The sequence below is a fragment of the Rossellomorea vietnamensis genome (assembly GCF_008180615.1).
In the GTDB taxonomy this organism is placed as follows: Bacteria; Bacillota; Bacilli; order Bacillales; family Bacillaceae_B; genus Rossellomorea; species Rossellomorea vietnamensis_D.
The window spans coordinates 75,063-100,244 of the sequence record NZ_VTEH01000002.1; the positions used below are offsets into that span (position 1 = coordinate 75,063).

Consider the following 25,182-nt stretch of genomic DNA (forward strand, 5'->3'; position numbering starts at 1 on the left):
TTTTGTTTAGCAGTGACTGAATTTTTGCTAAAATAAATGCACTACTCTTAAAACTACAGAGCCGAATGGAGGCAACCTTATGCTTAACGAGGCAATATCTAAATTGGAAAACAAAGATTACGAAGAGGCAAAGATGATACTCGAAAAACTTGTTCTGCAGTCACCGGAAGATCCAGAAGTTAATTTTCATCTTGCATCGGTGAATGACTCAATGGGATTGGAGACCAGTGCCATACCGTATTACCGCCGTGCAATCGAAAATGGAATACAGGGGGAAAGGCTTGAGGCGGCTTTTATCCAGCTTGGCAGCAGCTATAGATGCATTGGTGAATATCAATTTGCAAAAGACGTATTGAGCACAGGGATGGAAAAATTTCCAAACAATCCTGCTTTGAAAGCATTTTACGCCATGACACTCTATAATTTGGGAGAACATAAAGAATCCGTTACTCTTCTTATAAAAACACTTATCACTTCTTCTGATGATGAGTGGCTGAAGAGGTATGAAGCTGCTTTGAAGTTTTATAGTGAAGATATTGATGGGGTGTGGAATTAAAAATGTATTAAGAAGGGGTGAGCTGCCTCAAAGAGTGTGCTCTAATGAAAATGGGTATCAAGAGGAGTTTTTGAGTTTAGACTTTAAGCCAGCAAATAAAAGAACTGACCTATGCCAAAACATAGGTCAGTTTTAATGTCGTTTATACAAAAAACACCCAAAAACGGAACCTTTTAAAGTTTCACTAAGTGTATCTTGTGATAATTATTAAGCCCTTGCCAGCATCCGTTCAAGTGCAAATATAGCGTTCTGTGCTGTTTCACTGTCTACTTTGATGATATTCTCCGGTTTGTTCTCAACGATGTTCTCTAGAGACCACAGTAAATGCGGCAGGTCGATGCGGTTCATCGTCAAGCAGGGACACATATGGGGATTCAACGAAATGATATGTTTGTCACTGTGTTCATTGATCAGCCTCTTGACCAGGTTCATTTCTGTGCCAATTGCCCAGGAGGTTCCCGGTGCAGCCTTTTTGATCGTATCAATTATATACTTCGTTGAGCCGTTATCATCTGAGGCTTCAACCACTTCTCTCCGACACTCCGGATGAACGATAATATTCATTTCCGGATACTGTTCCCTCACGTCCGCTATGTTTTTCAGGGTGAAATTCTCATGGACGGAACAATGGCCTTTCCAGAGAATCACTTTAATGCGCTCGGCATCTCCTTCATGAATCAATTCATTTCTGATGGGATCCCAGACAGCCATATCATTCAGGTCGATTCCAAGGTCAGCGGCTGTATTTCTTCCCAGGTGCTGGTCAGGAAGGAATAAGATTCTTTCCTTTTGACAGAGTGCCCATTCCACCATTTTATGGGCGTTGGAGGAAGTCACTGTTGCCCCGCCATTTTTACCGACAAAAGATTTGATTGCTGCTGTTGAATTCACATAAGTCAGCGGCAGGATGGTATCCCCGAATTGATTCTGAAGCATTTCCCATGCTCTTTCTGTTTGATGAATGTCCGCCATATCGGCCATCGAACAGCCCGCTCTCATGTCTGGCAGGATGACTTTCTGGTTTTCATTTGTAAGAATGTCCGCTGTTTCTGCCATGAAATGTACACCGCAGAAAACAATGTATTCCGCTTCACTGTTCGCAGCGGATACCTGCGCCAATTGAAGCGAGTCTCCTGTTGTATCCGCGAATTGGACAACCTCATCCTTTTGATAATGGTGTCCTGGTATGAAAAGCTTCGTGCCGAGCTCTGCTTTGATTTCCCTGACTCTTGCTTCCATTTCCCCAATGGACAAATTCTTATATTTTTCCGGCAGTTCATAAGTATTCTGCTTTAATGTCTGTAAGATACCCATAGTCGATTACCCCTTTCCTCTTCCCGCTGCCCTATTTCAATCGAGCACTTTTGCGCTGATATCAAGTCCTTTTATGCTGTGTGTCAAAAAGCCCAGCGATATATAGTGAACACCAGATTTTGCATAGTCGGCTACATTCTCAATCCCAATTCCGCCGGACGCCTCTGTGATAATATGCGGCGGAACATCCCCAATCCATTCTGCGATTTCCTCAGGTGTGCGGTTATCAAACATGATGATATCCGCACCACTGTCTACAGCTTCCCGGAGCCCATCGCGGGTTTCAATTTCAACCTCCACTTTCACTGTATGGCCAAGCTTGCTTTTTACCTCTTTTACAGCAGAGGAAATCGAGCCCTTGAATGAAATGTGATTATCCTTCAGCATAACTGCATCGTAAAGGCCGCTGCGGTGATTGTAGCCTCCCCCGCATCTTACGGCGTATTTTTCGAGCATGCGCAGACCAGGAGTCGTCTTTCGGGTATCACAAATGCGGACAGGATAATCCTTCACCAGCTCCACGACCCTTGCCGTCTGTGTCGCAATCCCGCTCATCCGCTGGACCAGGTTCAGGATAACGCGTTCAGCCTGCAGGAGGTCGGCTGCAGGTCCGAAAGCTTCTGCTATCACAGTTCCGGCTTCTACTTTTTCACCGTCTTCGCTGTAAATGTTCACTAATATCTCCGGGTTCATCACTTTAAAACCGGTCAGGATTACTTCTCTGCCGCAAAATATACCGGCTTCTTTCGCAATAAAATGAAATGTACTTTGATTTTCATGTGTAAATAATGCTTGAGAACTGAGATCTCCATCCCCCAGATCCTCAAGGTAAAATTGCTCAAGCATAGATTTTAGTTTTAACTTGTTCATCCAGCCACGTCCTCATCTCTCCGTCTTCTAATGAATGCACGATCCGCCTCTTCATCCAGAAGAAATCGTCTTCTTCCTGGTAATCACTTCTGATATGCCCTCCACGGCTTTCCGTCCGTAAAAGTGCAGCTCTTGTAACAATCAAGCTGTTGATCCACATGAAATACTTTCCGATGTCTTCTGGATTCAGTTCATCCAGTTTTTCGTCCAGTCTGAATTCTATGTTCTGGAGCCAATTCAAATGTTCTTCAAGCTTCTGCCCATTCCTGATGATCCCCGCAGATTCCATCATCCGCTCTTGAAATTCCTTCACATTAAAGGGAGCAGCTGCTTTTCTGCCAGACTTCTGCTGTTCAGCGTCCTGCATTTTTTTGGGATTAATGCTAATCGATTTCTTTTGAGCGTTGATCCAATCAGCAAGTCTCTTTCCGTATACAAGCCCTTCCAAGAGAGAATTACTGGCAAGCCTGTTGGCGCCGTGGACGCCGCTGCACGCTGCCTCCCCTACTGCATAAAGCCCTTCTACATTGGTTTTTCCTGCTGAATCTATCACAATTCCGCCCATTATAAAGTGGCAGCCAGGCGAAACCGGGATCCTGCCGAGGGACAAATCGATTCCGTTCTCTTTGCACATAGCACTGATGGAAGGAAATTTCGTTTCAAACTCATTTATTAGTTTGATAGATAAATAGATATCCCTGCCCATCTGCCTCTGTTCAAAAATCCGCTGTGCCACCACATGTCTGGGAGCAAGCTCTTTAAGCGGGTGAATGCCCTCCATGATTCTTTCGCCGGCATCGTTAAAAAGGTGTGCCCCTTCTCCCCTGACAGCTTCAGATACCAGCCCTTTCGTTTTTCCGTCCACATAGAGAAGCGTAGGATGAAATTGAATGAATTCCGCATCTGCAATATAAGCTCCCGCTCTAAACGCCGCCGCCATTCCGTCACCTGTCACGGTAGGATGGTTGGAGGTGGATGAATATAATCCTCCTGCTCCACCTGCAGCCATTACAACGATTGGTGCATAATACGCATGAACGGCACCCTGCCGATTCATGGTTTTCACTCCAATACAAGCACCCTCGCTGTTCTGCAGCAATTCAAAAACCATCTCTTCTTCGACCCAGCTGATATTCCCTGAAAGGGTTTTCAAAAAATGCTCGATCAAAAATCTGCCTGTCTCATCTCCTCCACAATGAAGGATACGCTTCCTGCTGTGAGCCCCTTCCATTCCTAAGCTCAGTGTGCCATCATTGTTCCTATCGAATGGAGCTCCTTCATCAACAAGCTTCTGAACAATCCGCTGTCCCTCTGTCACGAGCGAATGAACTTCCTCCTCGATCTGATGCCCGCGCCCAGCTTCCAGTGTATCTTCAAAATGCCTGGCTATATTATCATCCTTTGCCACAACAGCAGCAATGCCGCCCTGTGCCATATACGAATTACTTCCTCTTCTTGTTCCCTTTGTGATAATCATCACATTCAATTCCGGATTTAACTCTCTTGCGGTCTGCAAGGCTGCAAGTCCGCTTCCGACTATAATTACATCTGCTTTTTTCACATTGACCCCTCCACAATATTTACAGGTGTCTTGACACATATATTTACACATATTTAAACTAATGACAAGAGTTTTTTCTTCTCTAAAATTATTTAGAAAATTCGAAAAAGGAGTTTCTGCTATTGAAATACTTTGATTATGCTGCAACGACACCCATGGAACCAGAGGCCCTGCAAGTTTACATAGAGGCTGCCACCCATTTTTACGGCAATACCTCAAGTCTCCATGACACCGGCGCCAAAGCAGCCCAGCTTCTGCAGGAATGCAGAAATACATTGGCGGGATTATTAGGGGTCGCTTCTGAGGGGATTTATTTCACATCAGGAGGAACAGAAGCCAACCACCTCGGGATTCTTTCACTTGCGCTGGAGAATAGACACCGCGGATGCCATATCATTACCGGGATGGCTGAACATTCGTCTGTCCATTCAGCCATGGGATTTTTAAAAGAACAAGGATTTGAAATCACCACCCTGCCTTTCAACAGTGACGGCATGATCTCTCTGGAAGACTTGGAAAAATCAATCAGGCATGATACGATTCTAGTTTCGATTGCGCATGCCAATGGGGAAATAGGTTCAATACAAAACCTTAAAAAGATCGCTAGCACCTGTAAAAATAAAGAAATTCTTCTTCATACCGACATGGTCCAGTCTTTTGGAAAACGAGATGTTTCAGAACTGGCACCATTGGTCGACAGTCTCGCCGTCTCTTCTCATAAAATTTATGGTCCAAAGGGAGTCGGAGCAGTTTATATTCATCCCAGGCATACAGCCAGGTCGATTTTTCCCAATCAGACGCATGAAGGAGGCCTGAGAGGCGGCACAGTGAACACGCCGGGAATCGCCGCTTTTATCAGTGCCGCTGAGAGCGCCTGCAGCGGCTTTAAGACAGCGAATTACGGAGAGCTCAGGGATTTATTCATCGAAGGCATAAAAACTCACCTGAACGAATCTGTGATGATATTAGAAGCTCCTAAAGGAAAACAGATGCCGCATGTTATTGGATTATGCTTAAAAGGGCTCCAAGGCCAGTGGGTCATGTTAGAATGTAATAGAAGAGGATTCGCCATTTCAACCGGAAGCGCATGCCAGACCGGCAAACAAGCCCTTTCCAAAACAGTAAGTGCACTAGGCCTTCCGGAAGAAGCCGGTAAAGAATTCATCCGGATATCAATGGGAAAAGATACAACGAAAGAAGATGTTACAGAGCTGGTAAAGGCTCTTGCCGATATTGCTGAAACACACTGCGAACAATAGCTTTCTGCTACGCTGGAGAGGAGAAATACAATGTCAAAAGGCAAGAAAATACTTGGAGAAGAACGAAGGAATCTTATATTATCCAAACTTCAGGAAGAAGGAATCCCAATCACCGGAGGAGACCTTGCCAAATTCACGAATGTCAGCCGGCAGGTCATCGTCAGTGACATCACCCTGCTGAAGGCCAGAGAAGAACCTATCATCGCCACAAGCCAGGGCTACCTCTACCTGCAGCCGAAACAACCTGAAGGCACTGTCGAAAAAACCATTGCCTGCAGGCACACACCGGACCGCACAGAGGAAGAACTGAACCTCCTGGTCGACCACGGAATCCTCGTCAAAGACGTCAGGATCGAGCATAAAGTTTACGGCGACCTGACCGCTTCCATCATGGTCTCCAACCGCCAGGAAGTAAAACAGTTCATGAACAAAATCAAAGAAACAAACGCCTCCTACCTATCCGAGCTGACAGACGGCATCCACCTGCACACCATCTCGGCACCGAACGAAAAAGTAATGGCCAACGCCGAAAAGGCACTGAAAGATGCTGGTTTCCTGATTGAAACTACTTCTTGATTACGAGGATGCCCCATAGAGGGTATCCTTTTTTGGTTTGTCTTTTTTTATATGGCGGGGCTAGTACTCGGATTTGGGGTAGTGGTCTTGAGATCGGGATATGCGGGGGAGTGTCAGCACTCATGCGGCTGCGGAGTTTTGCGTGGGTTCGGAGGGGATCGTTCGGCGTGCTTTGCTTCCTATCAATCGGGTTGATGTGATGGTTCTATCAATTTCATTAAGATATCCTGCTCTCACTCGGAAACACATTTTAGTCCTGTTATGCGAAGGGAAACGAGCTCTATCGATGAGTTTACCCTTTCTATCGCCGTTCTTCCTTTTAATTGCTTTGTCTTACCTGTTTATATTTTGGTATCAAGCTGCTCGCGGTCAGCGATGGCAATCTATCAACGATTTTTGCAGTTCTATCAACGAATTTAAGTATCCTATCCACGAATTTTTGTTTCTATCAACGATTTAGCGTGTTCTATTAACGAATTTGCCCTTTCTATCAACGAATGCCCTTAATCCAGCAAATCATATCCCGGTTTACATCCGTCATGCAGGACTTCATGGTGCTCTATCAGCGACTATTGCTGGTCTATCAACCAGTTCCGGGATTCTATCAACCGGTTTAGCCGTTCTATCAACCCAAAAGCGTCTTCTATCAACCGATTTAACGATTCTATCAACCATTCAGCTCTTCCTCACCGATATCAACCCAATAACAAGACAAAAAAATGCTAGGCACCTGAGCCCAGCATTTCGACTTTTTCCACAAATTCAAGTTTTCTCAAGCTGTTCAGCATTTCTTCGATATCCACCATAATATCAGCTACATTTAGGGAAAGTGTGACGTTCGCTCTTCCCTGCAGCGGAATCGTCTGGTGAATCGTTAGAATGTTGCAGCCCGTTTTGGCCACTTCGCCCAGCAGGCAGGAGAGTGTCCCTGATCGGTCTTCCAGGTGGAAGAACAAAGTGATGATCCGTTCCTTCACAATTCTGTGAAACGGAAATACAGTGTCGCGGTATTTATAAAAGGCACTCCGGCTCAGGTCGATGCTGCGGACAGCTTCCCAGACTGAACCGGCTTTACCTCTCTCAATCAGCTCTTTGGCTTGCAAGGTTTTCTTCATGGCATCAGGAAGCACGTCTTCCCTTACCAGATAAAATTTTCCGTCCTGTGCTTTTTTCTGCAAGGCTGGTTCCCCCATTACAAAGCTTCAATCAATCGACGAAGTCAAATTCAAAGTCAAGCAGTCTGACAGTGTCTCCGTCTTTTGCTCCTCTTTCTCTCAGTGCCTCGTCGACTCCCATGGTGCGCAATTGACGTGCGAACCTTTTTTGAGATTCTTCACGGCTGAAATCGGTCATTTTAAAGAGTTTCTCTATCTTAGCACCGTTGACAACGAATGTGCCATCCGGTTCTCTTGTGATAAAGAATTCAGCCTCAGCTTTTTCATGTTTATAAAGGACGCGCTGATCTTTTGTTTCTTCTTCCTCTTCTTGGAACATCGCAAACTGAGGCGTTTCTTCCAGTTTATCAGCAATGGCAAACAACAGATCACGAAGACCTTGTCTTGTCACGGCAGAGATTCCGTAGACAGGATAGTCCTCTTTCAGTTGTTCCTTGAAGTTCTTAAGGTTTTCTTCTGAATCAGGCATATCCATTTTATTCGCTACAATAATTTGCGGACGTTCTGTCAAACGAAGGTTGTAAGCTTCCAGCTCCGCATTGATTGTCTGGTAATCTTCGTAAGGATCTCTTCCCTCAAGTCCGCTCATATCAATGACGTGAACGATGACACGTGTGCGTTCGATGTGGCGGAGGAACTGATGTCCCAGACCTACACCTTCCGATGCGCCTTCGATCAATCCTGGAAGATCAGCCATAACAAAGCTGCGTCCGTCTTCCGTTTCAACCATTCCCAGGTTAGGAGCGATGGTTGTAAAGTGGTAATCCCCGATTTTCGGCTTGGCTGCTGACACGATGGACAGCAGAGTCGATTTTCCTACACTCGGAAAACCTACAAGTCCGACATCAGCAAGAAGCTTCAATTCCAGCACGATATAACGTTCCTGGCCCGGCTCCCCTTTTTCCGATAACTCTGGAGCTGGATTGGAAGGTGTCGCAAAACGGGTATTTCCTCTTCCGCCGCGTCCGCCTCTGGATATGACCGCTCTTTGACCATGCTCCGTCAAATCGGCAATCAATTCTCCTGTATCATCATCCTTGACAATGGTACCAGGCGGAACCTTGACCACCATGTCTTTTGCATTTCTTCCGTGCATATTCTTGCTCATCCCATGCTCTCCGCGCGGCGCTTTAAAGTGGCGCTGATAGCGGAAATCCATCAGTGTGCGAAGACCTTCTTCCACTTCAAATATCACGTCGGCGCCATTTCCGCCGTCACCGCCAGCCGGACCTCCGTCCGGGACGTATTTTTCACGGCGGTAAGCAACCATTCCGTTACCTCCGTCGCCGCCTTTTGTATAAATCTTGACCTGATCGACAAACATTTATTTTCACTCCTTAAAAAAAGAGGACCACAAGATGGCCTGCTCTCCATAAATTATCTATTTAGATTCAAGGATATTAGAAATCCGTTACTATCCATGGTCTCAACCGCAACACCGGGACTGTTTTTTACCAGCCAGTCCTGCAGGCTTTCTTCATCTACTATTATCCCATTAAAATCCAATTCAAACCGTGCTTCCTGCTGGCAAATCTTGATGGTTACCATCATATTGTTTTCTTCATAGGGTTTCACGCAGTTTTCAAGAACTGAAAAAAGCCCTGTGAACCAGCCAAATAACGTATCATCATTCACATCTGGTTCTTCTGCTTCCAGCACTTCGAATTCCAGCTTGATAAAATGGGTCTGCCAGTTATAGGTCAGCATCCACTCAGAAAACTTAGGCACCTTAAGATTAGAAAGCTTGGATTCATTCTGGGACTCGGCAACAATTTCTTCAATGATCTGTTTCGCCCGATCCATTCTCCCTAAATCCATATTGCCTTTGATTAATTGTAATCTATTCATCCAGTCATGGCGGGCATGCCTCAATGCCTCTACCAGGTTCCATTCATTATTCATCATAAAACTCCCTATAAAACGGACTTTTCTTATATGTAGTATATCAGAAAAGAATAGGGGAACGAAAAATTTTCCTGTTAAAAAGACAAAATTCGACTGAACTGTTAAAATTGATCTCCATAAAACAAGAAAACTCTAACCGAATATACGGCTAGAGTTTTCTTTAAAAAGCATTATGCTTCTTTAACTACAGGGTATACGCTGACTTTTTTCTTGTCACGGCCCATACGCTCGAAACGTACGATTCCGTCAACTTTAGCGAATAAAGTATCGTCACCGCCGCGTCCAACGTTAACTCCCGGGTAAATTTTAGTACCGCGTTGACGGTATAAAATAGATCCGCCAGTAACCTCTTGACCATCAGCACGTTTAGCACCAAGACGCTTTGAGATAGAGTCACGACCGTTTTTAGTCGAACCTACCCCTTTCTTCGATGCGAAAAATTGAAGATCTAATCTTAACATGTGTTCCACCTCCTACGCTTTGAAGGTTATTTTTATAAACTTGCTATATTCACGTTCTATCGTCTGTAAAGAGACAATCATCCCTTGTAAGAGAAGCTGGACCTTTTCCTCTGTTTCATCCGGCAGGCCTGCCGGGAATTCACAGTGAAGGTAACCGCCATCAGGCGACTGGTCAATCTCGGGTTGAACCCCGGTCAATGACATGATCGCATTAACGGCACCAAAGGATACAGCCGATGCTCCGGCACAAACGATATCTTGACCATTCTGCGCAAAATTTGCATGACCATCCATGGAAAAAGAAGAAATTCTTCCTCCCGGATCTTTAGTGAAGTAAACATTAATCATTTTTCAAACGCCTTACGCGTTGATTTTGTCAATCGTTACTTTAGTGTAAGGTTGACGATGACCTTGCTTACGACGATAGTTTTTCTTAGGCTTGTATTTGAAAACGACTAATTTCTTAGCGCGGCCTTGTTTTTCAACTTTAGCTGTAACAGTAGCTCCATCAACTAATGGACTTCCTACTTTTACGTTGTCGCCACCTACGAAAAGTACTTTGTCAAAAGTAACTGTTTCGCCTTCGTTTCCTGCAAGCTTTTCAATGTAGATAGATTGTCCCTCTTCTACTTTGATTTGCTTTCCGCCAGTTTCGATAATTGCGTACATGAATGGCACCTCCTTATAAACTCAGACTCGCCAAGTACAGGCGTCTTGTTTTGCAACAAAAGCTTACTGCCTGAATTGAGCGGTTGTAGCACGGGTGCTACAAAAACTATAACATAAGAATCCTATCATAAAATCAAGAATGGTGTCAATAGCTTTCATGGGAATTAAAATGATTCAGGAAATTGATTCATAAATAAAAACCAGAGTTCTTTGGTCTCCGAGGGGCGTGTACTTTGCACCAGCTGGACTGGACGTCACGCTTGTCCTGCAGGAAATCGCTTCTGCTGCTGTCCCTCTACGTAAAAAAGAACTACATGGATTAAAGTAATTTAGAAAAAGCAAAATTAAAAGTTATGTCCCGAGGAGCAAAAAAATAAGGGGAGATTTTCCCGCTAAGTTCATCTTTTACCTCTTTTAACTGGTAAATAGGGGGAACTTTTCCCCTTATTTAGAGAAAATGCCCCTGTTTTCTAGTGCTTCGAGTCTAATAAGGGGAAATTCTCCCTCTATTTCAGCTAATTTTTGACACTGCATATTAATTAAGGGGAATTTTTCCCGCTATTTCAAAAAGCGTAAAGCTCCTTGATCAACTCCGAGAGGGTGAACGCTGGAACTGGAACCATCAACAGGGTTATACTACCGGTTTTCCAATCTTTTGATTTTATAATACGGTTTGCTCTCTTTAACAACTTGGAACTCAATTTTTTTGTGAATCGTATTTTCCATCTCTTTTAGATAATGAGAATTCTCACCACGGAATGCCCGCTGTACATCTTCTGTCGCTTCGATAACTACTTTATCTTCATCTGCAGGATAGAGCTCATAAAGTTCTCTCTCAAGCCTGTAGGCCATGGATTCCGCACTAAGCACTCTGCCCTGTCCGCTGCAGGATGGGCAGGTACATGTCGTATACTCAAGCAGCGGCGGCTTTGTCTTCTTCCTCGTCAGCTGAAGGATTCCCAACTCCGTGAAGCCGACGATGGTGGTACGTTTACCATCATCGCTGAGTCCAGCCTTTAAAGCAGCGATCACTTCTGTCTCCTGCTGTTCACTCTTCATTTCAATGAAGTCTATGAGTATGATGCCTGACAGGTTCCTGATTTTCAGCTGCCTGGCGATTTCCTTTGCAGCCATTTTATTGGTTTTCAATACCGTTTGGGAAAGACCGCTTTTACCAGTGAATTTGCCAGTATTCACATCAATGACCGTCAAGGCTTCGGTAGGTTCAATGACAATAGTCGCTCCTTTTTCCAGCCAGACGACTCTTTGCATCGCTTTTTCAATTTGTGTTTCTACCCGGTAATGATTGAAAATATTCTCGTGGCCCTGGTAATGGAAAATCGGAGAAGACAGCGATACTCCGTGCTGCTGGAAATAGACCTGAAGCTCTTCTTTCCATGCAAAATCATCCGTAATGATTTCAACTTCCTTGATTTTTTTTACTTCCTCCAAGATATCATCCGCCATGACATCCTGCCCGTGAAGCAAGAATGGAGCTTTTCGATTGAGTGATGAAGCATATAAATTTTGGTACTGCTTTCTTAATGCCATGAATTCTGTCGTAATCTCTTCATTTGATTTTTGCAGGGAGGCTGTCCTGAAGAGAATGCCTTCCTGGTCCTCTTTCAGTTTCGAGCCAAAGCGGCGCCATTTTTTCTTCTGTTCTTCATCGGACGCTTTTTTCGAGACAGCCACATAGCGGCCCTGGGGCATATAGACAATGGAAGCCCCTTTCAGTTCTATCACACCTGTGAGCCTCGGCCCTTTTGTTCCTGCAGGGTCCTTTTTCACTTGAACGAGCAGCTTTTGGCCCTGGTGGAGAAGCTTGCTGATTTCTGCAGAGTTTCTTTCCGGCTCCTCCAGGGATACATACTCTGCCAGATCATCTATATGTAAAAAACCATTTTTATCTTCGCCAATATTAATAAAAGCAGCATTCAGGCCCTTTTCAACTTTATCGACACGACCCAGATAAATGTTTCCGACGATCGATTCTTTTTCAGGTTGATAGACATGAAGACTCTCCATAATTCCATCACGCAGGCGGGCCCATCTTTTTTCCCGTCCCAATGCATTTACGATAATTCTGTTCATCAAGAGCTCCTCATTTCGAGTACAAATAGAATAAGACTAACCGCAAGCCGGTCAGTCTTTTCATCATAATATGGAGAGAAACTTTACGCAAACGTTTCAATATAAATACAGAAGGTCACGGGACTTAGCCGTTGTCATCTTTTCAGTAAAATAAGCATGAAGAATTTCATTCTCGTCCAGCTTGCCGGCTTCTTTGCCATCAATATAAACAATGAGCGGATGCTTGAATCCTCTATGGAATTTCTCCAGTATAGAGTAAATGGTTTCCTCCCCATCCACCTTGAGAGGTTTTAAATCCCGGACGTCTCCGCTTTTACCGTAGTACCTTTCTAATAAAAATCGTATGAAGGTAAATTTCCTCTGCTTCCATTCTGTCCATAAAGAAAAATACAAAAAGGACAGGATGATCCAGAGATTAAGATGGAAAGGAACCGTCATAAGGACTACCGCATGAAACAGCAGAAGCGCAGCCAGTGACAGGATCAACGTCCACTGATAGGCGGTGATGAACGTGAACCTGTGCCCAAGCCCAACTGCGAGAAGTTTCCCTCCATCCAGAGGCCAAATGGGCAGCAGGTTAAACAGCAGCACCATCAAGTTCAATTGAATGAAAAGCTCGTAATGATAAGGAGGCATCAGCCCGGCGGAATAGAGAAGCTTGGCTCCCCCCATCATCCACAAATGCTGAAGCGGACCGGCTGCCACCACAATGAGTTCTTCCTTCAATGACCGGTTTCCATGCTCATCCATCTCCGCTACTCCCCCAAATGGCAGGAGGGAAATCCTCTTAATCCGCCAAGAAAAAACATGGGCCGCACCCCCATGTCCTAACTCGTGTATCAATATAATGATAAACAGCATGATCAGCTCAACGAAATGGGCGGTCAGAATCGCCAGTCCGGCCGCCGCCCACAGCAGCGGATGAATGTGAACCTTCTTCAGCAGTTTTCCGAATTCATTCAAATGTTATCACCTGGATTGGATCTATGAAAGCATCCTCTTTTTTGATGGCAAAATAAAATTCTCCAGTCGATGCATTCTCTTCGTCCGTCACAGTTCCGACCGGATCGCCTGCTTTCACTTGTGCATATTGAGTGACCTCGATTGTATTCAGATGCCCGTACCAGGACTCAGACTTATCACCATGCTGAATGATGACAGTCTGCCCGAGATCCTCTTTCTTTCCTGCAAAGGTGACCAATCCGCCTTTCATGGCTTCCACTAGGGAACCTTTCCCTGTTTCCACCATAATGCCCTGCCCATTGCTTTTAAAATTTTCAACGACCTTTGCTGAAGCAGGCAGTGCATAATCAGCTGTCTCCGTCGCTTCAGGCGGGGTGCTGTCTTTTCCCTCAGGAAGCAAAGCGAGAGGCTTCCCGAATTGATCTTCATACCATGTGGCAACCGCCGCAAACTGAAATTCCTTCGTCATTGTCTGCTGTACATATGAACGCGCTTTATCAAACCCAGGTACCTGATTCTGAAAAAGAATAGCCGTGCAAAGAACAATGACACTGGTCCCAAGGATCTTCAGAATGAACATTTCTTTGCTGAACAGGGGATGGGTTCCTTCAGAAGGTCCCCCTTCGTAAGATGAAAACCGTTCCCCGCCATACCTTTCTTCGTCCGTTGGAAGCAGCATGCCCCGGGATTCAGAAGAATGGGTGCTGCTCATCCGTTTTCTCTTAGCTATCCGCTTTCTGATTTCATCCGCTCGATTCCCCATATACCATTCCCCTTTTTGTATGCTGGAACGCGTACAGCCTGGAGTCTGTAACGATCGGCTTTCGGTGCAGACTCTTCTCCCTGTATAGTACAAGTCCCTTTTGCTATCAATGTATGACTTGTCCTTTGGAAATATGTCTGTTGAAGAGTTTGTTGAATGAAGCGGCTCCCTTGTCAGCAGAATGATGCAGTCCTTTCTCTACGAGGTGAATCATTTTTTTCCCTTTGATGTACTCCGCTCGCCCGGCGAGGTACATCATCTTCTCATTTTTCTCTTTTGATGTACTTCGCTCGCTTAGCGAAGTACATCATCTTCTCGTTTTTTTCTTTTGATGTACCCCGCTCGCTTAGCGAAGTACATTATCTCCTAGATTTTCTCTTTTGATGTACCTCGCTCGCTTAGTGAAGTACATTATCTTCTCGATTTTTTCTTTTGATGTACCTCGCTCACTTAGCGAAGTACAATATCTTCTCGATTTTCCTTTTTGATGTACCTCGCTCGCTTAGCGAAGTACATTATCTTCTCGATTTTTTCTTTTGATGTACCTAGCTCGCTTAGCGAAGTACATTATCTTCTCGATTTTCCTTTTTGATGTACCTCGCTCGCTTAGCGAAGTACATTATCTTCTCGATTTTTTCTTTTGATGTACCTCGCTCGCTTAGCGAAGTACATCATCTTCTCGTTTTTTTCTTTTGATGTACCTCGCTCGCTTAGCGAAGTACATTATCTTCTCGATTTTCCTTTTTGATGTACCTCGCACGCTAAGCGAGGTACATCATCTTCTCGGTTTTCCTTTTTAATGCCCCCCGCTCGCCCGGCAAGGTACATCATCTTCTCGGTTTTCCTTTTTAATGTACCCCGCTCGCCCGGCGAGGTACATCATCTTCTCGATTTTCCTTTCTGATGTACCCCGCTCTCCCTGCAAGGTACATCATCTATTGATTTCCCACATTTGATGTACCTCGCTAACACATCAGATGCTTCCTTCACCGTTTCTAAACTTTTTTCCACCTATCCTCCCGCCGGCAAATCTGCAGCTTATCAACTCCTTCCCCCCAACTACAGAAAAAACAAAAAAGCCGCTCTGCAAAAATGCAGGACGGCTTTCTTTGATTCTATTAAGCTTTTACACCAAAGAACTTTTTGAGCTTGGTGAATACGCCTTGTTTATCATCATCCAATGATTGAAGCGGCACGGACTCTCCAAGGATTCGGCGGGCGATGTTGCGGTAGGCTATAGATGCTTTGCTGCTTGGATCCATGGCAATCGGCTCGCCTCTGTTGGAGGATTTAATGACATTGTCATCATCCGCCACAATGCCGATCAGGTCGATGGACAAGTGAGTCGTGATTTCATCGACGTCCAGCATTTCGCCGCTTTTCATCATATGAGTCCTGATGCGGTTGATGATGAGTTTCGGAGGCTCGATATCTTCTTTTTCGAGCAGGCCGATGATGCGGTCTGCGTCCCTGACAGCGGAAATTTCAGGTGTGGTTACCACAATCGCCCTGTCAGCACCAGCAACGGCATTTTTGTAGCCTTGTTCAATTCCGGCAGGACAATCGATGATAATATAATCATAGTCCTGCTTGAGTGTTTCGATCAATTTCTTCATCTGCGGAGGAGAGACCGCCGATTTATCGCTTGTCTGTGCGGCCGGAAGCAGGAAGAGCTTATCTTCGAACCGTTTGTCTTTTACAAGGGCCTGATGGATTTTACAGCGTTCTTCCACGACATCGACCAGATCATAAATAATCCGGTTTTCAAGCCCCATAACGACATCCAGGTTCCGCAGGCCGATATCGGTATCCACCAAACAGACTTTTTTCCCTTGCAGAGCTAATGCCGTTCCAACATTCGCGGATGTAGTCGTTTTACCTACACCGCCCTTACCTGAAGTGATTACTATAGCTTCACCCACATTAGCGTCCCCCTTTAAAACTGGTTATATTTGGTCTAAGATGCTTCAAAACTTGCAATCTGTCAATCACGATTTGATTCGATTCATCTATGTAGGCGCATTCCATTTCATGTCCTTCTTCTTTATCGAAATGATCAGGAGCCCTGTTCAGGCAATCGGCTATCCGAAGCTGCGAAGGCGTCATTTGTGATGCGACTATCACCGCTTCATTGCTGCCCGTGTATCCTGCATGTGCAATCCCTTTCAGTGCACCCATTACATAAAGGTTGCCCGCGGCTTTAACGGTGCCTCCTGGGTTGACGTCTCCTACAATAAGCAAATCGCCCGGAACTTCAATTACTTGTCCTGAACGGATGACACCGGCAATTGTATGGATTTCACTTTCTTCTTTCATCTTTAACGCTTCATCGTTCGTCACGACATTAGAGGTAATCTCCTGGACTGTTAAATTGCGTTTCTCACTTACAATCTCCTGGAGTTCCTCTTTCTGACGTGAAGTCAAATATCTATTTCCCGCTTGTATTTTTACAGTTATCAGAGGAGTCCCCTCGCTCTGCCGGTATTGCGCAGACAGCTTGTCCTTCAATTCACTTTTCAATTCCTCGAGTGAGCATTGATCATTCAAATGAAGAGTCAACCCATCTTTTGTACCTTTGATCATAACGTTTTGCCTTTTTTTCATGTCGGAATAATTCACCTCAGTCATCATTTAATTCGACAAATGCATGCCTGTTTCCTTTTTTAAAACGTGCTTTTTAAAAATTATTGAGGATGGGCTGTGAGGTGAATGTAAATGTGCATTCCTGCCATTCCACCCGGCTCCTTACCTGCTGAAACAGCTGTTGCAGCAAGCTCCAGAAACAGGCAGCGGCGGAAACAGCTCATTCAGTCTTCCAGTCTCTCTTTTTCAAGCTTCAAAAGCAGTTGTTTTAAAGGATAAGAGAAGATGATGATAAAAACAGCATTCAGAACAAGTGTCGGCCATAGGCGCAAATCGGCAAATGCTGCAATATCCCAGTCCGTCTTACCTATCAGGAAATTAATTTCATAGACAATAAACTCAAGAAGTGACACATTCAGCAGGATTACTATACTGGTGACAATCCAATTGTTGTTTAAAACTTTCATGATCCGGGATGTCAAAAAGGTGACAAATGGGAAAATGAACAAGTACACACCGAGTACCTCTGTATAAAAAGAATCATAGAGAAATCCGAAGATAAAGCCGTAAAGAACGGCGGTTGTATTATGATAATAGACGCTCATCAACAAGATGAAAATAATCAGGAAGTGCGGAACCAGAACCCTGTCACTACTGATTATATCCAATGGCAGGAAGGTGACGAATACGCTGGAGCCATAAAAACAAAGCAAGGCAATCAGCGGAAGGAGAAGTCTCTTCATTCCTCATCCTCCGCTTCTTCCGGCTCCTCCAGGTCGATGCTGACTTTGCTTCTGTCCACAACGATCACATGCTCGAGATGATACAAATCTGCCGTTGGTTCGACATAGGCTGTTTGAGTCAGCCCGTATTGATCTGACTCAATTTCCTTAACTTCGCCAATCGGCAGGCCTTTTGGAAACACTCCGCCGAGGCCGGAAGTGATCACCTTGGAGCCTTCTTCTACCGGCATATCATTAGGGATTCGCTTAACAAGAAGCTGATCCCTTTCCGTGTCATATCCTTCGATGGAGCCGATGACATTTTCTTCTCCCTGGATAAGGGCAGAAATTCTGTTGTTCGGATTTTTATTGCTGAGAAGCTCGATTGTTGACGAAAACTGCTTAACGCTTTTAACTTTTCCTATTAACCCTTGGGCCGTGATGACCGCCATGTTGGATTGAACTCCCTGAACTTTTCCTTTATCAATCACAAGCAGATCTTCCCACTGCCCCGGGTTTCTGGCAATGACGGTTGCCTGGATAGGATCAAAGTCTCTCAGATTTTCTTCCTTGCCGAGTATCTCGCGCAACTCATCATTATCTTTTTCAAGGTCTTTGACCATTGTTTCCAATTTCACAAGTTCTTCAAGCCTGGACTTCAGCTTTTGATTTTCGGTGTACGTATTTTGCAGATCATTAACATTTTCAAAGAAGCCTGCAACAGCACCAACCGGTTTGGATACCAGCGACTGCCCAAATCCGACAATATCTCCTACAAACTGTTCCGGCCAGGATATGTTATCCCTTTCACGAACAGAATATCCTATCAATGCCACCAGCACGATGATGCTGACAAGAAGGATGATCAATCGTTTATTCAAAAAAAAGCGGGGCATGAAAGACACCTCTATCTTTTACACTTATTTTCTCTCCTGATGTATGCAAAATATTAACTCTTCTAGTACACTTCTTAATCTACCATTTTTCTTAAAAATGAAAAAGAGCCTTTTATGTAAAAGCTCACAGAGTCGAAAAGGATACTTTTACCATTCACAGCAAACAAGAAGGGACTGCCCACTAAACCTTTCAATGAGTGCAGCCCCATCCTGAATGTTCATCCAGATTATTTCTTATTTTTAAATAAATCGATATGGTCCAGAGCTTTTCCTGTTCCGATTGCCACACAGTCAAGCGGATTTTCCGCGATAAGGACAGGCATTTTCGTCTCATCACTGATGATTCTGTCCAGATTGCGAAGCAAAGCGCCGCCTCCTGTGAGGACGATTCCGCGATCCATGATGTCCGCAGCCAATTCCGGCGGAGTCTTCTCAAGTGTACTCTTCACGGCATCCACAATGGAGTAAACGGTGTCCCTAAGTGCAGCCGCGATTTCATCCGCTGTGATTTCAATTGTTTTTGGCAGTCCTGTCAACAGGTCACGTCCGCGGATATCAAGAGTATCAATACCTTCAGAGTCACCGGCAGAACCGATTTCAACTTTGATCGTTTCAGCTGTACGGTCCCCAATCATCAAATTGTACGTTTTGCGGATATAGTTGATGATGGCTTCATCCATTTCATCCCCTGCTACACGGATGGACTGGCTTGTCACGATTCCGCCCAGGGAAATAATCGCAACTTCCGTCGTTCCGCCTCCGATATCCACAACCATGCTTCCAGTTGGTTCCCATACTGGAAGATTTGCGCCGATAGCCGCTGCAAATGGTTCTTCGATTGTAAAAGCATCCCTCGCTCCTGCTTGCCGCGTAGCGTCAATGACAGCACGTTCTTCAACTGCGGTGATGCCCGATGGAACACAAATCATCACATATGGCTTGCGTGAGAAGGAACCTCTTCCATTCGTCGCCTGTCTTATGTAATATTTCATCATTGTAGCAGTAGTTTCGTAATCTGCGATGACACCGTCTTTCATTGGACGGAGGGCCACTACGTTCCCTGGAGTTCTTCCGATCATATTTTTAGCGTCGTTGCCGACAGCGACAATTTGCTTGGAATCCGTCTGCATTGCCACAACTGATGGCTCGCGGACGACGATTCCTTTTCCTTTTACATATACGAGCGTGTTAGCCGTTCCTAAGTCTATTCCAAGATCCTTTGTACCAAACATTGTTGTATCTCCCTTTCTAATTCGGAATGGGGTCATTCCAATCTATATAAGTTCTTTCCCTATATATCGAACTGAGCGTGCAAAAAGCATAAACAATATTATAGCTTAACCCCTACAAAAAACAAAGCCTCATAAGTAGCCTTTTTCCTTTAAGCTGACATATTTCTTTTCACCGATGATTAAGTGGTCAAGAACGTCTATCCCTATGATCTTGCCGCATTCCACCAGCCTCTTCGTCACCTCTATGTCTTCCCTGCTCGGGGTAGGGTCCCCGGAAGGATGATTGTGTATGCAGATGATGGAAGCGGCGGACCTCCGAAACGCTTCCTTAAAGACTTCGCGCGGATGAACGATAGAGGCATTCAGGCTGCCTATAAAAATCGTCTGTTTATGAAGCACCTGATTCTTGGTATTGAGATAGAGGCAGACGAAATGCTCCTGTGAAAGGAATCTCATATCATTCATCACATAATTGGCTCCATCTTCAGGTGAACGGATAGAATAACGGTCATCGAATGCAAGGTTGCTGATCCGGCGCCCGATTTCAACAGCAGCCATGATCTGCACTGCCTTAGCCAGACCAATTCCGTTAATTTCCGTAATTTCCTCAAGCGATGCTTCCTTCAACAGCCTGAACCCTTCAAATGTGGTAAGGACCCTGTTGGACAATTGGAGGACAGACTCAGATTTGGTGCCTGTCCTTAAAATGATTGCCAGCAGCTCCTGATTCGACAGGCTTGCAGCACCGCTTTGGACCATTCGTTCTCTCGGCCGTTCGTCAGTCGGGTAATCCCTGATCATCAATTTTGTCTCTGTCAAATGATTCAATACCTCCTAATTATAACGCATAGGAGGAAAAAGAGAGGAAATATGCTTATGGGTGATAACCCATTTCTTTCAAGCTGCGGTATACCTGGGAAATCGGCAGACCGACAACGGAGAAGTAATCACCCCGGATCTCCTTCACCAGGAAGGCGCCCAGTCCCTGGATGCCGTACCCTCCTGCTTTGTCGAGTGGTTCACCGGAAGCTGCATAAGTATCTATTTCCTCTTCTGTCAGCTCCCAAAACGTTACATCTGTTTTTTTGTAAAACATTTTTTCCTGTTCATCTTTTACAATGGCTACTCCGGTATAAACAGAGTGAGTACTGCCGGACAGCTTTCTTAACATATCCTTGGCATGGCTGGAATCTTCTGGTTTTCCAAGGATTTCGCCATTGTGGACAACTACTGTGTCCGAGCCGATGACAAAGGAACCTGGATGGCCTGCCGCCACCGAGGCTGCTTTTCGTTTACTCAGTTCCATGACGACTTCGTCCGGCTGAAGTTCTTGCGGGAAAGTTTCATCAGCGTGGCTGACTTCAATAGAGAAAGAAAGTTGGATTTGTTGTAGAAGTTCTTTTCTGCGGGGAGAACCTGAAGCTAAAATGAGGTTTGACAATTCATACACCTTTCCCTTCTTCCGTTTGATTGGGAGATACTAGTTCATCGTACCAAATACTTGTCTCAATCACAACTAATAACCGAAGAGTATTAGGGTGAGTTAAGGTATGTGGATAACAAAATAAAAAAGCAGAGCCAACTGATCCTGCTCTGCCACTTTATTATATATTTCCCGGAAAATATCCATTATACGAGATAAGGTTACAAATTGTGATAGGCCTCCAGGTAATTAAGAAGAGATTGCTGGGAAGCAACCAGCTTGGTGAGCTCGGAAGAAGACTTGTACTCCTGCAGGTTAAGAGCAGCTGCCTCCAGGTTTTCTCTCAGCCCTTTCATGCTTTCTCCCGTCTTAATAGCTGTGATGTCTTTCAAGAGTGTATTGATTTCAGCCAACTTTTCGTCATTCACACTTCCTGAAGTATATGCACTTGTACTTTCGGCAGCTAACTCAGTATAAAGGGCTGCAGACTTTTCAAGAAAGTCACCGTCAGCTTTCGACCCTTCAATTTTCTTTTCCGAAAGTACAATATCCTTGGCATACACTTCGACGTTTTGCTCAGTCAGCTTTTTTCCCATCGACTTGGCCGATTCCAGATCTCCTGAGGTTCCAAGGAAAAGGTACTGATTACCTTCCATCTCCATCAGCATGACCGGTAGTCCCTTTGCTTCCAGAGATGCTTTCATGGCATTTGCTGAGTCAGCAGCGGAAAACACACCTCCCTGTAATACTGAGGTATTCAAACTCTTTATTGAAATACTTCCTCCGCCTGCAGAAGGTGTGGCAGCTTCACCAGTATTTGAACTGCCGGGTTCCTGAAGCTTGATGGCAGGTGCAGACTGCTCTCCTTCCGTGATTACATTAAGAATAATAAAGCCAAAAATAAGCGAAATGGCTACTGCACCTACCAGTGTATAGATGATACGGGCAATCCCCGGAGTAATGCCTCCTCCGCTGAAAGTCCTTTTTCCTTTTTTCTTATTCTTTTGAACATAGTTGATTTTCTTGAACTCTTTAGGGACCGGATCTTCATCAGGCAGAACCCATTCAAAGGACTCATCTTCTGCCCGTTCTTCCGCAGCTGCAGATTCCTGTTCTCCTAATTTCCAATTATGTACAGGAAGATCTTCCTGGAAATCTTTTTTATCGCCATTGATTTTGATCGTGATGCCGGCATTTTTCTTTTCCCGCTTGTCCACTTTTGACCCCCTCCTTTTTGTCGTTTTTTTCATGCTATCACAGCGCATAAAAAAAAGAACAAGACTTTTGTCGTCTTGTCCAAAGAGGTTTTCGTCAATTTTTTCAATTGGATGATATCAGGCTCTCATTTAGATCTTTCATTAAAACAGGTGTAAAGTTTTCCCCGTCTTTTCCGCACAGCTTTTTGGTTTCTCCGATGAAGCAGATAGACACAATGCTTTCTTTATTTACAACAACAAATGTGCCATTATCTTCCGGATCCAAGAGGTTTTTTGTAAAAGGGTCCCGAATCTTTTCTATCATATTGTTTTCATAAAGAGTTTTATAAGAGATTTCGGTAAGTTCATTATCATGCAGCAGGGATTCTTTTGCATACAGGGTGGCTGCATCTTTTAACGTATGGGCGTTGGCTACAAATGCCTGATGCTTTGATTTTTCTATGATCTGGCCGATGGCGAGGACAGCGATCATCCCGATGATCCCCATGATGACGATCACTGCGAGCAGCTCGACCAGCGTCAATCCTTTTTGATTCAGTTTCACTATATCCAGCCCCTTTGCAGGCTATCTTTTATTCGTCGTCTTCCTCTTCCAAATCACCGTAAGAGCTGAAAGGATTCACCTTATTCGCTGGAGGCGGCGACTTCAGACCAGGCATCTCTTCTATCAATTGAATCAAGTCAGGCAGGTAGAAAGCAGCTACCACAAGTTTGTAGCTGACTTTATCGTAACTGTCTCCCTGAGATGTCGATTCTTCCGGTCCTTCGAAGGCGACTTGTTCAATTTCTGTTATTCTATCAAGATCTTCAAGTACTTCCAGGAATCTTTCCATTTCGAAATAACTTGGAGATTCTACTGACAGGGTCGCGCTGATTTTCTTCAGACCTTGAGGGAGAAGCTCCTGCGGCTGTGCTTCTGTATCAACTTCAGCCTCTGCTTCTCCATCGGTACTTTCATCGCCTTGGGCAGATGAAATATTTTCTATGTCTTCTTCTGCGCTTTGTGAAGTCAGGGGAAGTGTCACATCGCCCTCTGCAAACTGGATGCTTGATACGAAGCTGTCAGAAATCGTTTCCGCTTTTTCCAAATCAAGCAGAAGTTTTTCTGTCATAGGTTTGACAGGAACCTTTTTCTGAAGAGAGATTGAACTTTCAAAGGTTTCCTGTTCGATATTGCTTGTCTTTTCTTGGAGCAGGGAAATCAGTTTCTCTTCTGTTTCCAACTCCTGCTCACGAAGGCCGATTTCCTTTTGAATTGGGTTATACAGCAGGAAATAGACTACTGTTAAAATTAGGATTCCAAGCAGTAAAGAACCGGCGATAAGGAGCCACTCTCTTTTATCAAATTGGAGGTTCATCATTCATCCCCTCCTTCATTTTCAGCAAGCTCATTTTTGATGGCAGCCTGGTTGAGGGAGATTTCGTACTGCCCCAAGTACCTCGGCATGATTTTATCTTCAGGAAGTACAATGGTGTCCTCTGCTGTTTCGCCCTGCGATGTTTCAACAGATGTCAGCTTTGCTTCCCCTATCCACTTTGAACTTTTCAAATCATTAAGGAAGTAGGCAGCCTGTCTGCTCGTATCAAACTGGACGTTGAGGTTAATCATACCTTCTTCCGTGTAATTGAACGACTTGAAGAAACCTCTTTCCGGCAGCAGGGCTGTAAGGTGCTCAAGAACAGGCACCGTATCTATAGGATACTCTTCCGCCCACTGTACGGCCGTTTGAAGCTCCTGCAGGCCATCGGATGATTGAATGCTGTTCATGGCAGTCTCTTGCTGAAGGCGAAATTCTTTCTTCATATCAAGTTCTGTAGTCTGATTCTCTAATTTTTGTTGAGACAGATTCGTATGAATCAGCAGGAATGCTGTCCCGATGATCGTCAGAGCAATCGAAGCAATCGCAATATAAATTGGCAGCCTGCGTTTACGTTCTTTCTGTGGAAGTAAATTGATATCTATCAGCATCACAGCACCTCTTTCAGCGCAAGGCCGACAGCCAGGTCATAGTAACCCGGTACAGCCTGCCCTTTAGCATCAAGCATGGAATCCTGTGGTGCTCTATGTACAGCTGCGCTCAGTCTTTCTGTCAAACTTGTATATATTTCACTGAGATAGGGATGGTCTCCAGTCAGAATGACATTGTTGACATTGACCTCGCCCTTATTCAATGAGTATTTATAAAAACTGAACACTTTCTCAATCTCTTTGAACGTATCTTCCAAGTAAAATATCCCTCCGCGATCAAGATCTGGAGATGAGTCCGGAAAATCGACATCACCTTGGAAGGAAATCGGCCTGAGAAAGATCGGCTGATTCCTATGGAAAATGGAAATGGTCAAAAGTGTTTCATCAAACTGAAGAATCATTTCGTGGTCGGCGCTTCTCACCATATCAGTTTGATAAAAGAATCTGTAGAGAGCCAATGGTGAAATGTCAGCGGCCACCGGCTTCAGCTTCACTTCATCAAGGATATCTCTGTAGGAATGGATAACTTCTTCAGGTGAAGCGACCAGCAGGATCTCCTGCTTATCGTCTTTATTCCCAAGCTTGACGACATCGAATAGAGGATCTTCGAAAGGAAGATGAATGCTTGTGCCGATTTCCATGAACAGATACCCTTTCAATTCATCCTCTGCGATATCCCCTGGAACAAGCACTCTTTTGACTATGATGGATGTGCTGGGAACAATGAATCGGACCTGCCGTTTCTTGATCCCCCAGTCGTAGATACACTCCTCCAGGATCATGGCAAGGGAGTCATATTCAATGATCTTTCCATCTGTAATGACGCCTTGAGGAAGAAGCTTCTCTCCATAGTTCTGTACGATCAGCGGAGATCCCATCTTCAAATCTGCGTACCGGATTGCTGTATCAGTGATGACAAGATTCGCTATTCTATTGTTATTTCCAAACAATCCAAAGTTCATTGAATATAACCC

General features: G+C 44.7%; 27 protein-coding genes and 1 other annotated feature. Of the genes, 3 read left to right on the top strand and 24 right to left on the bottom strand.

Annotation, left to right across the window (positions count from 1 at the left end; genetic code table 11):
• Positions 1 to 79 precede the first annotated feature (79 nt).
• Positions 80 to 556 (top strand): tetratricopeptide repeat protein, encoded by a 477-nt coding sequence (locus FZC79_RS03755; protein WP_252183239.1) that lies wholly within the window; start codon positions 80 to 82, stop codon positions 554 to 556.
• Between the two features lie 207 nt (positions 557 to 763).
• On the opposite strand, the gene nadA is transcribed toward FZC79_RS03755, so the two are convergent.
• The 3 genes from nadA to nadB are packed head-to-tail and all read right to left on the bottom strand — an operon-like array spanning position 764 to position 4,301.
• Complete coding sequence (nadA, locus tag FZC79_RS03760; protein ID WP_148945524.1) at positions 764 to 1,870, bottom strand: quinolinate synthase NadA; 1,107 nt, start codon at positions 1,868 to 1,870, stop codon at positions 764 to 766.
• Between the two features lie 36 nt (positions 1,871 to 1,906).
• Entirely contained in the window at positions 1,907 to 2,740 is an 834-nt protein-coding gene (gene nadC / locus FZC79_RS03765; RefSeq protein WP_148945525.1) for a carboxylating nicotinate-nucleotide diphosphorylase, read from the bottom strand.
• Positions 2,709 to 4,301, bottom strand: a complete 1,593-nt coding sequence (gene nadB, locus FZC79_RS03770) for an L-aspartate oxidase (protein ID WP_252183240.1) — start codon at positions 4,299 to 4,301, stop codon at positions 2,709 to 2,711. Before nadB ends, nadC begins: the two co-directional genes overlap by 32 nt.
• 122 nt (positions 4,302 to 4,423) lie before the next feature.
• Between nadB and FZC79_RS03775 the strand changes: the two genes are divergently transcribed.
• A complete protein-coding gene (locus FZC79_RS03775; protein WP_148945526.1) occupies positions 4,424 to 5,560 on the top strand; it encodes an IscS subfamily cysteine desulfurase in 1,137 nt (378 codons plus the stop codon).
• Positions 5,561 to 5,590: 30 nt separating this feature from the next.
• A complete protein-coding gene (locus tag FZC79_RS03780) occupies positions 5,591 to 6,136 on the top strand; it encodes a transcription repressor NadR (protein WP_148945527.1) in 546 nt (181 codons plus the stop codon).
• A 722-nt stretch (positions 6,137 to 6,858) separates the two neighbouring features.
• On the opposite strand, the gene FZC79_RS03785 is transcribed toward FZC79_RS03780, so the two are convergent.
• The 21 genes from FZC79_RS03785 to pilM form a co-directional block, all read right to left on the bottom strand.
• Positions 6,859 to 7,329, bottom strand: coding sequence for an ACT domain-containing protein (locus FZC79_RS03785; protein WP_148945528.1), 471 nt, complete (start codon positions 7,327 to 7,329; stop codon positions 6,859 to 6,861).
• Positions 7,330 to 7,342: 13 nt separating this feature from the next.
• Complete coding sequence (obgE, locus tag FZC79_RS03790; protein ID WP_148945529.1) at positions 7,343 to 8,635, bottom strand: GTPase ObgE; 1,293 nt, start codon at positions 8,633 to 8,635, stop codon at positions 7,343 to 7,345.
• Positions 8,636 to 8,688: 53 nt separating this feature from the next.
• The gene (locus FZC79_RS03795; protein ID WP_187442632.1) at positions 8,689 to 9,213 is read right to left on the bottom strand and encodes a Spo0B C-terminal domain-containing protein; all 525 of its coding nucleotides are present in this window, start codon (positions 9,211 to 9,213) and stop codon (positions 8,689 to 8,691) included.
• Between the two features lie 173 nt (positions 9,214 to 9,386).
• Positions 9,387 to 9,677 carry a 50S ribosomal protein L27 gene (rpmA, locus tag FZC79_RS03800; RefSeq protein WP_113930151.1) on the bottom strand — a complete coding sequence of 97 codons (291 nt, stop codon included), beginning with the start codon at positions 9,675 to 9,677 and terminating at the stop codon, positions 9,387 to 9,389.
• A 12-nt stretch (positions 9,678 to 9,689) separates the two neighbouring features.
• On the bottom strand, positions 9,690 to 10,025 hold the full coding sequence (locus FZC79_RS03805) for a ribosomal-processing cysteine protease Prp (protein ID WP_148937812.1): 336 nt from the start codon (positions 10,023 to 10,025) through the stop codon (positions 9,690 to 9,692).
• A gap of 12 nt (positions 10,026 to 10,037) precedes the next feature.
• Entirely contained in the window at positions 10,038 to 10,346 is a 309-nt protein-coding gene (rplU, locus tag FZC79_RS03810; protein ID WP_006838655.1) for a 50S ribosomal protein L21, read from the bottom strand.
• Positions 10,347 to 10,359: 13 nt separating this feature from the next.
• Positions 10,360 to 10,441, bottom strand: a sequence feature (ribosomal protein L21 leader region).
• A gap of 541 nt (positions 10,442 to 10,982) precedes the next feature.
• Positions 10,983 to 12,440 (bottom strand): Rne/Rng family ribonuclease, encoded by a 1,458-nt coding sequence (locus FZC79_RS03815; protein WP_148945531.1) that lies wholly within the window; start codon positions 12,438 to 12,440, stop codon positions 10,983 to 10,985.
• A gap of 96 nt (positions 12,441 to 12,536) precedes the next feature.
• On the bottom strand, positions 12,537 to 13,403 hold the full coding sequence (locus FZC79_RS03820) for a M50 family metallopeptidase (RefSeq protein WP_148945532.1): 867 nt from the start codon (positions 13,401 to 13,403) through the stop codon (positions 12,537 to 12,539).
• Positions 13,396 to 14,166, bottom strand: a complete 771-nt coding sequence (locus FZC79_RS03825) for a M23 family metallopeptidase (RefSeq protein WP_148945533.1) — start codon at positions 14,164 to 14,166, stop codon at positions 13,396 to 13,398. The genes FZC79_RS03820 and FZC79_RS03825 overlap by 8 nt, the downstream gene beginning before the upstream one ends.
• A 1,118-nt stretch (positions 14,167 to 15,284) precedes the next feature.
• Positions 15,285 to 16,088, bottom strand: coding sequence for a septum site-determining protein MinD (minD, locus tag FZC79_RS03830; protein WP_148945534.1), 804 nt, complete (start codon positions 16,086 to 16,088; stop codon positions 15,285 to 15,287).
• 1 nt (position 16,089) lies between these two features.
• A complete protein-coding gene (minC, locus tag FZC79_RS03835) occupies positions 16,090 to 16,770 on the bottom strand; it encodes a septum site-determining protein MinC (RefSeq protein ID WP_148937816.1) in 681 nt (226 codons plus the stop codon).
• 203 nt (positions 16,771 to 16,973) lie between these two features.
• On the bottom strand, positions 16,974 to 17,492 hold the full coding sequence (gene mreD, locus FZC79_RS03840) for a rod shape-determining protein MreD (protein WP_148945535.1): 519 nt from the start codon (positions 17,490 to 17,492) through the stop codon (positions 16,974 to 16,976).
• Positions 17,489 to 18,367 (bottom strand): rod shape-determining protein MreC, encoded by an 879-nt coding sequence (gene mreC, locus FZC79_RS03845; protein WP_148945536.1) that lies wholly within the window; start codon positions 18,365 to 18,367, stop codon positions 17,489 to 17,491. The genes mreD and mreC overlap by 4 nt, the downstream gene beginning before the upstream one ends.
• A 227-nt stretch (positions 18,368 to 18,594) precedes the next feature.
• Positions 18,595 to 19,599 (bottom strand): rod shape-determining protein, encoded by a 1,005-nt coding sequence (locus FZC79_RS03850; RefSeq protein WP_148945537.1) that lies wholly within the window; start codon positions 19,597 to 19,599, stop codon positions 18,595 to 18,597.
• Positions 19,600 to 19,728: 129 nt separating this feature from the next.
• Complete coding sequence (gene radC / locus FZC79_RS03855; protein WP_148938124.1) at positions 19,729 to 20,400, bottom strand: RadC family protein; 672 nt, start codon at positions 20,398 to 20,400, stop codon at positions 19,729 to 19,731.
• Positions 20,401 to 20,473: 73 nt separating this feature from the next.
• Positions 20,474 to 21,040 carry a Maf family protein gene (locus FZC79_RS03860; protein WP_148945538.1) on the bottom strand — a complete coding sequence of 189 codons (567 nt, stop codon included), beginning with the start codon at positions 21,038 to 21,040 and terminating at the stop codon, positions 20,474 to 20,476.
• Positions 21,041 to 21,243: 203 nt separating this feature from the next.
• The gene (locus FZC79_RS03865; RefSeq protein WP_148945539.1) at positions 21,244 to 22,239 is read right to left on the bottom strand and encodes a hypothetical protein; all 996 of its coding nucleotides are present in this window, start codon (positions 22,237 to 22,239) and stop codon (positions 21,244 to 21,246) included.
• A gap of 103 nt (positions 22,240 to 22,342) precedes the next feature.
• On the bottom strand, positions 22,343 to 22,783 hold the full coding sequence (locus FZC79_RS03870) for a prepilin-type N-terminal cleavage/methylation domain-containing protein (RefSeq protein ID WP_187442633.1): 441 nt from the start codon (positions 22,781 to 22,783) through the stop codon (positions 22,343 to 22,345).
• 28 nt (positions 22,784 to 22,811) lie between these two features.
• Positions 22,812 to 23,600 (bottom strand): hypothetical protein, encoded by a 789-nt coding sequence (locus FZC79_RS03875; RefSeq protein WP_187442634.1) that lies wholly within the window; start codon positions 23,598 to 23,600, stop codon positions 22,812 to 22,814.
• Entirely contained in the window at positions 23,597 to 24,208 is a 612-nt protein-coding gene (locus tag FZC79_RS03880) for a PilN domain-containing protein (protein WP_148945542.1), read from the bottom strand. The genes FZC79_RS03875 and FZC79_RS03880 overlap by 4 nt, the downstream gene beginning before the upstream one ends.
• Positions 24,208 to 25,170, bottom strand: coding sequence for a type IV pilus biogenesis protein PilM (pilM, locus tag FZC79_RS03885; RefSeq protein WP_148945543.1), 963 nt, complete (start codon positions 25,168 to 25,170; stop codon positions 24,208 to 24,210). The genes FZC79_RS03880 and pilM overlap by 1 nt, the downstream gene beginning before the upstream one ends.
• Positions 25,171 to 25,182: the final 12 nt, after the last annotated feature.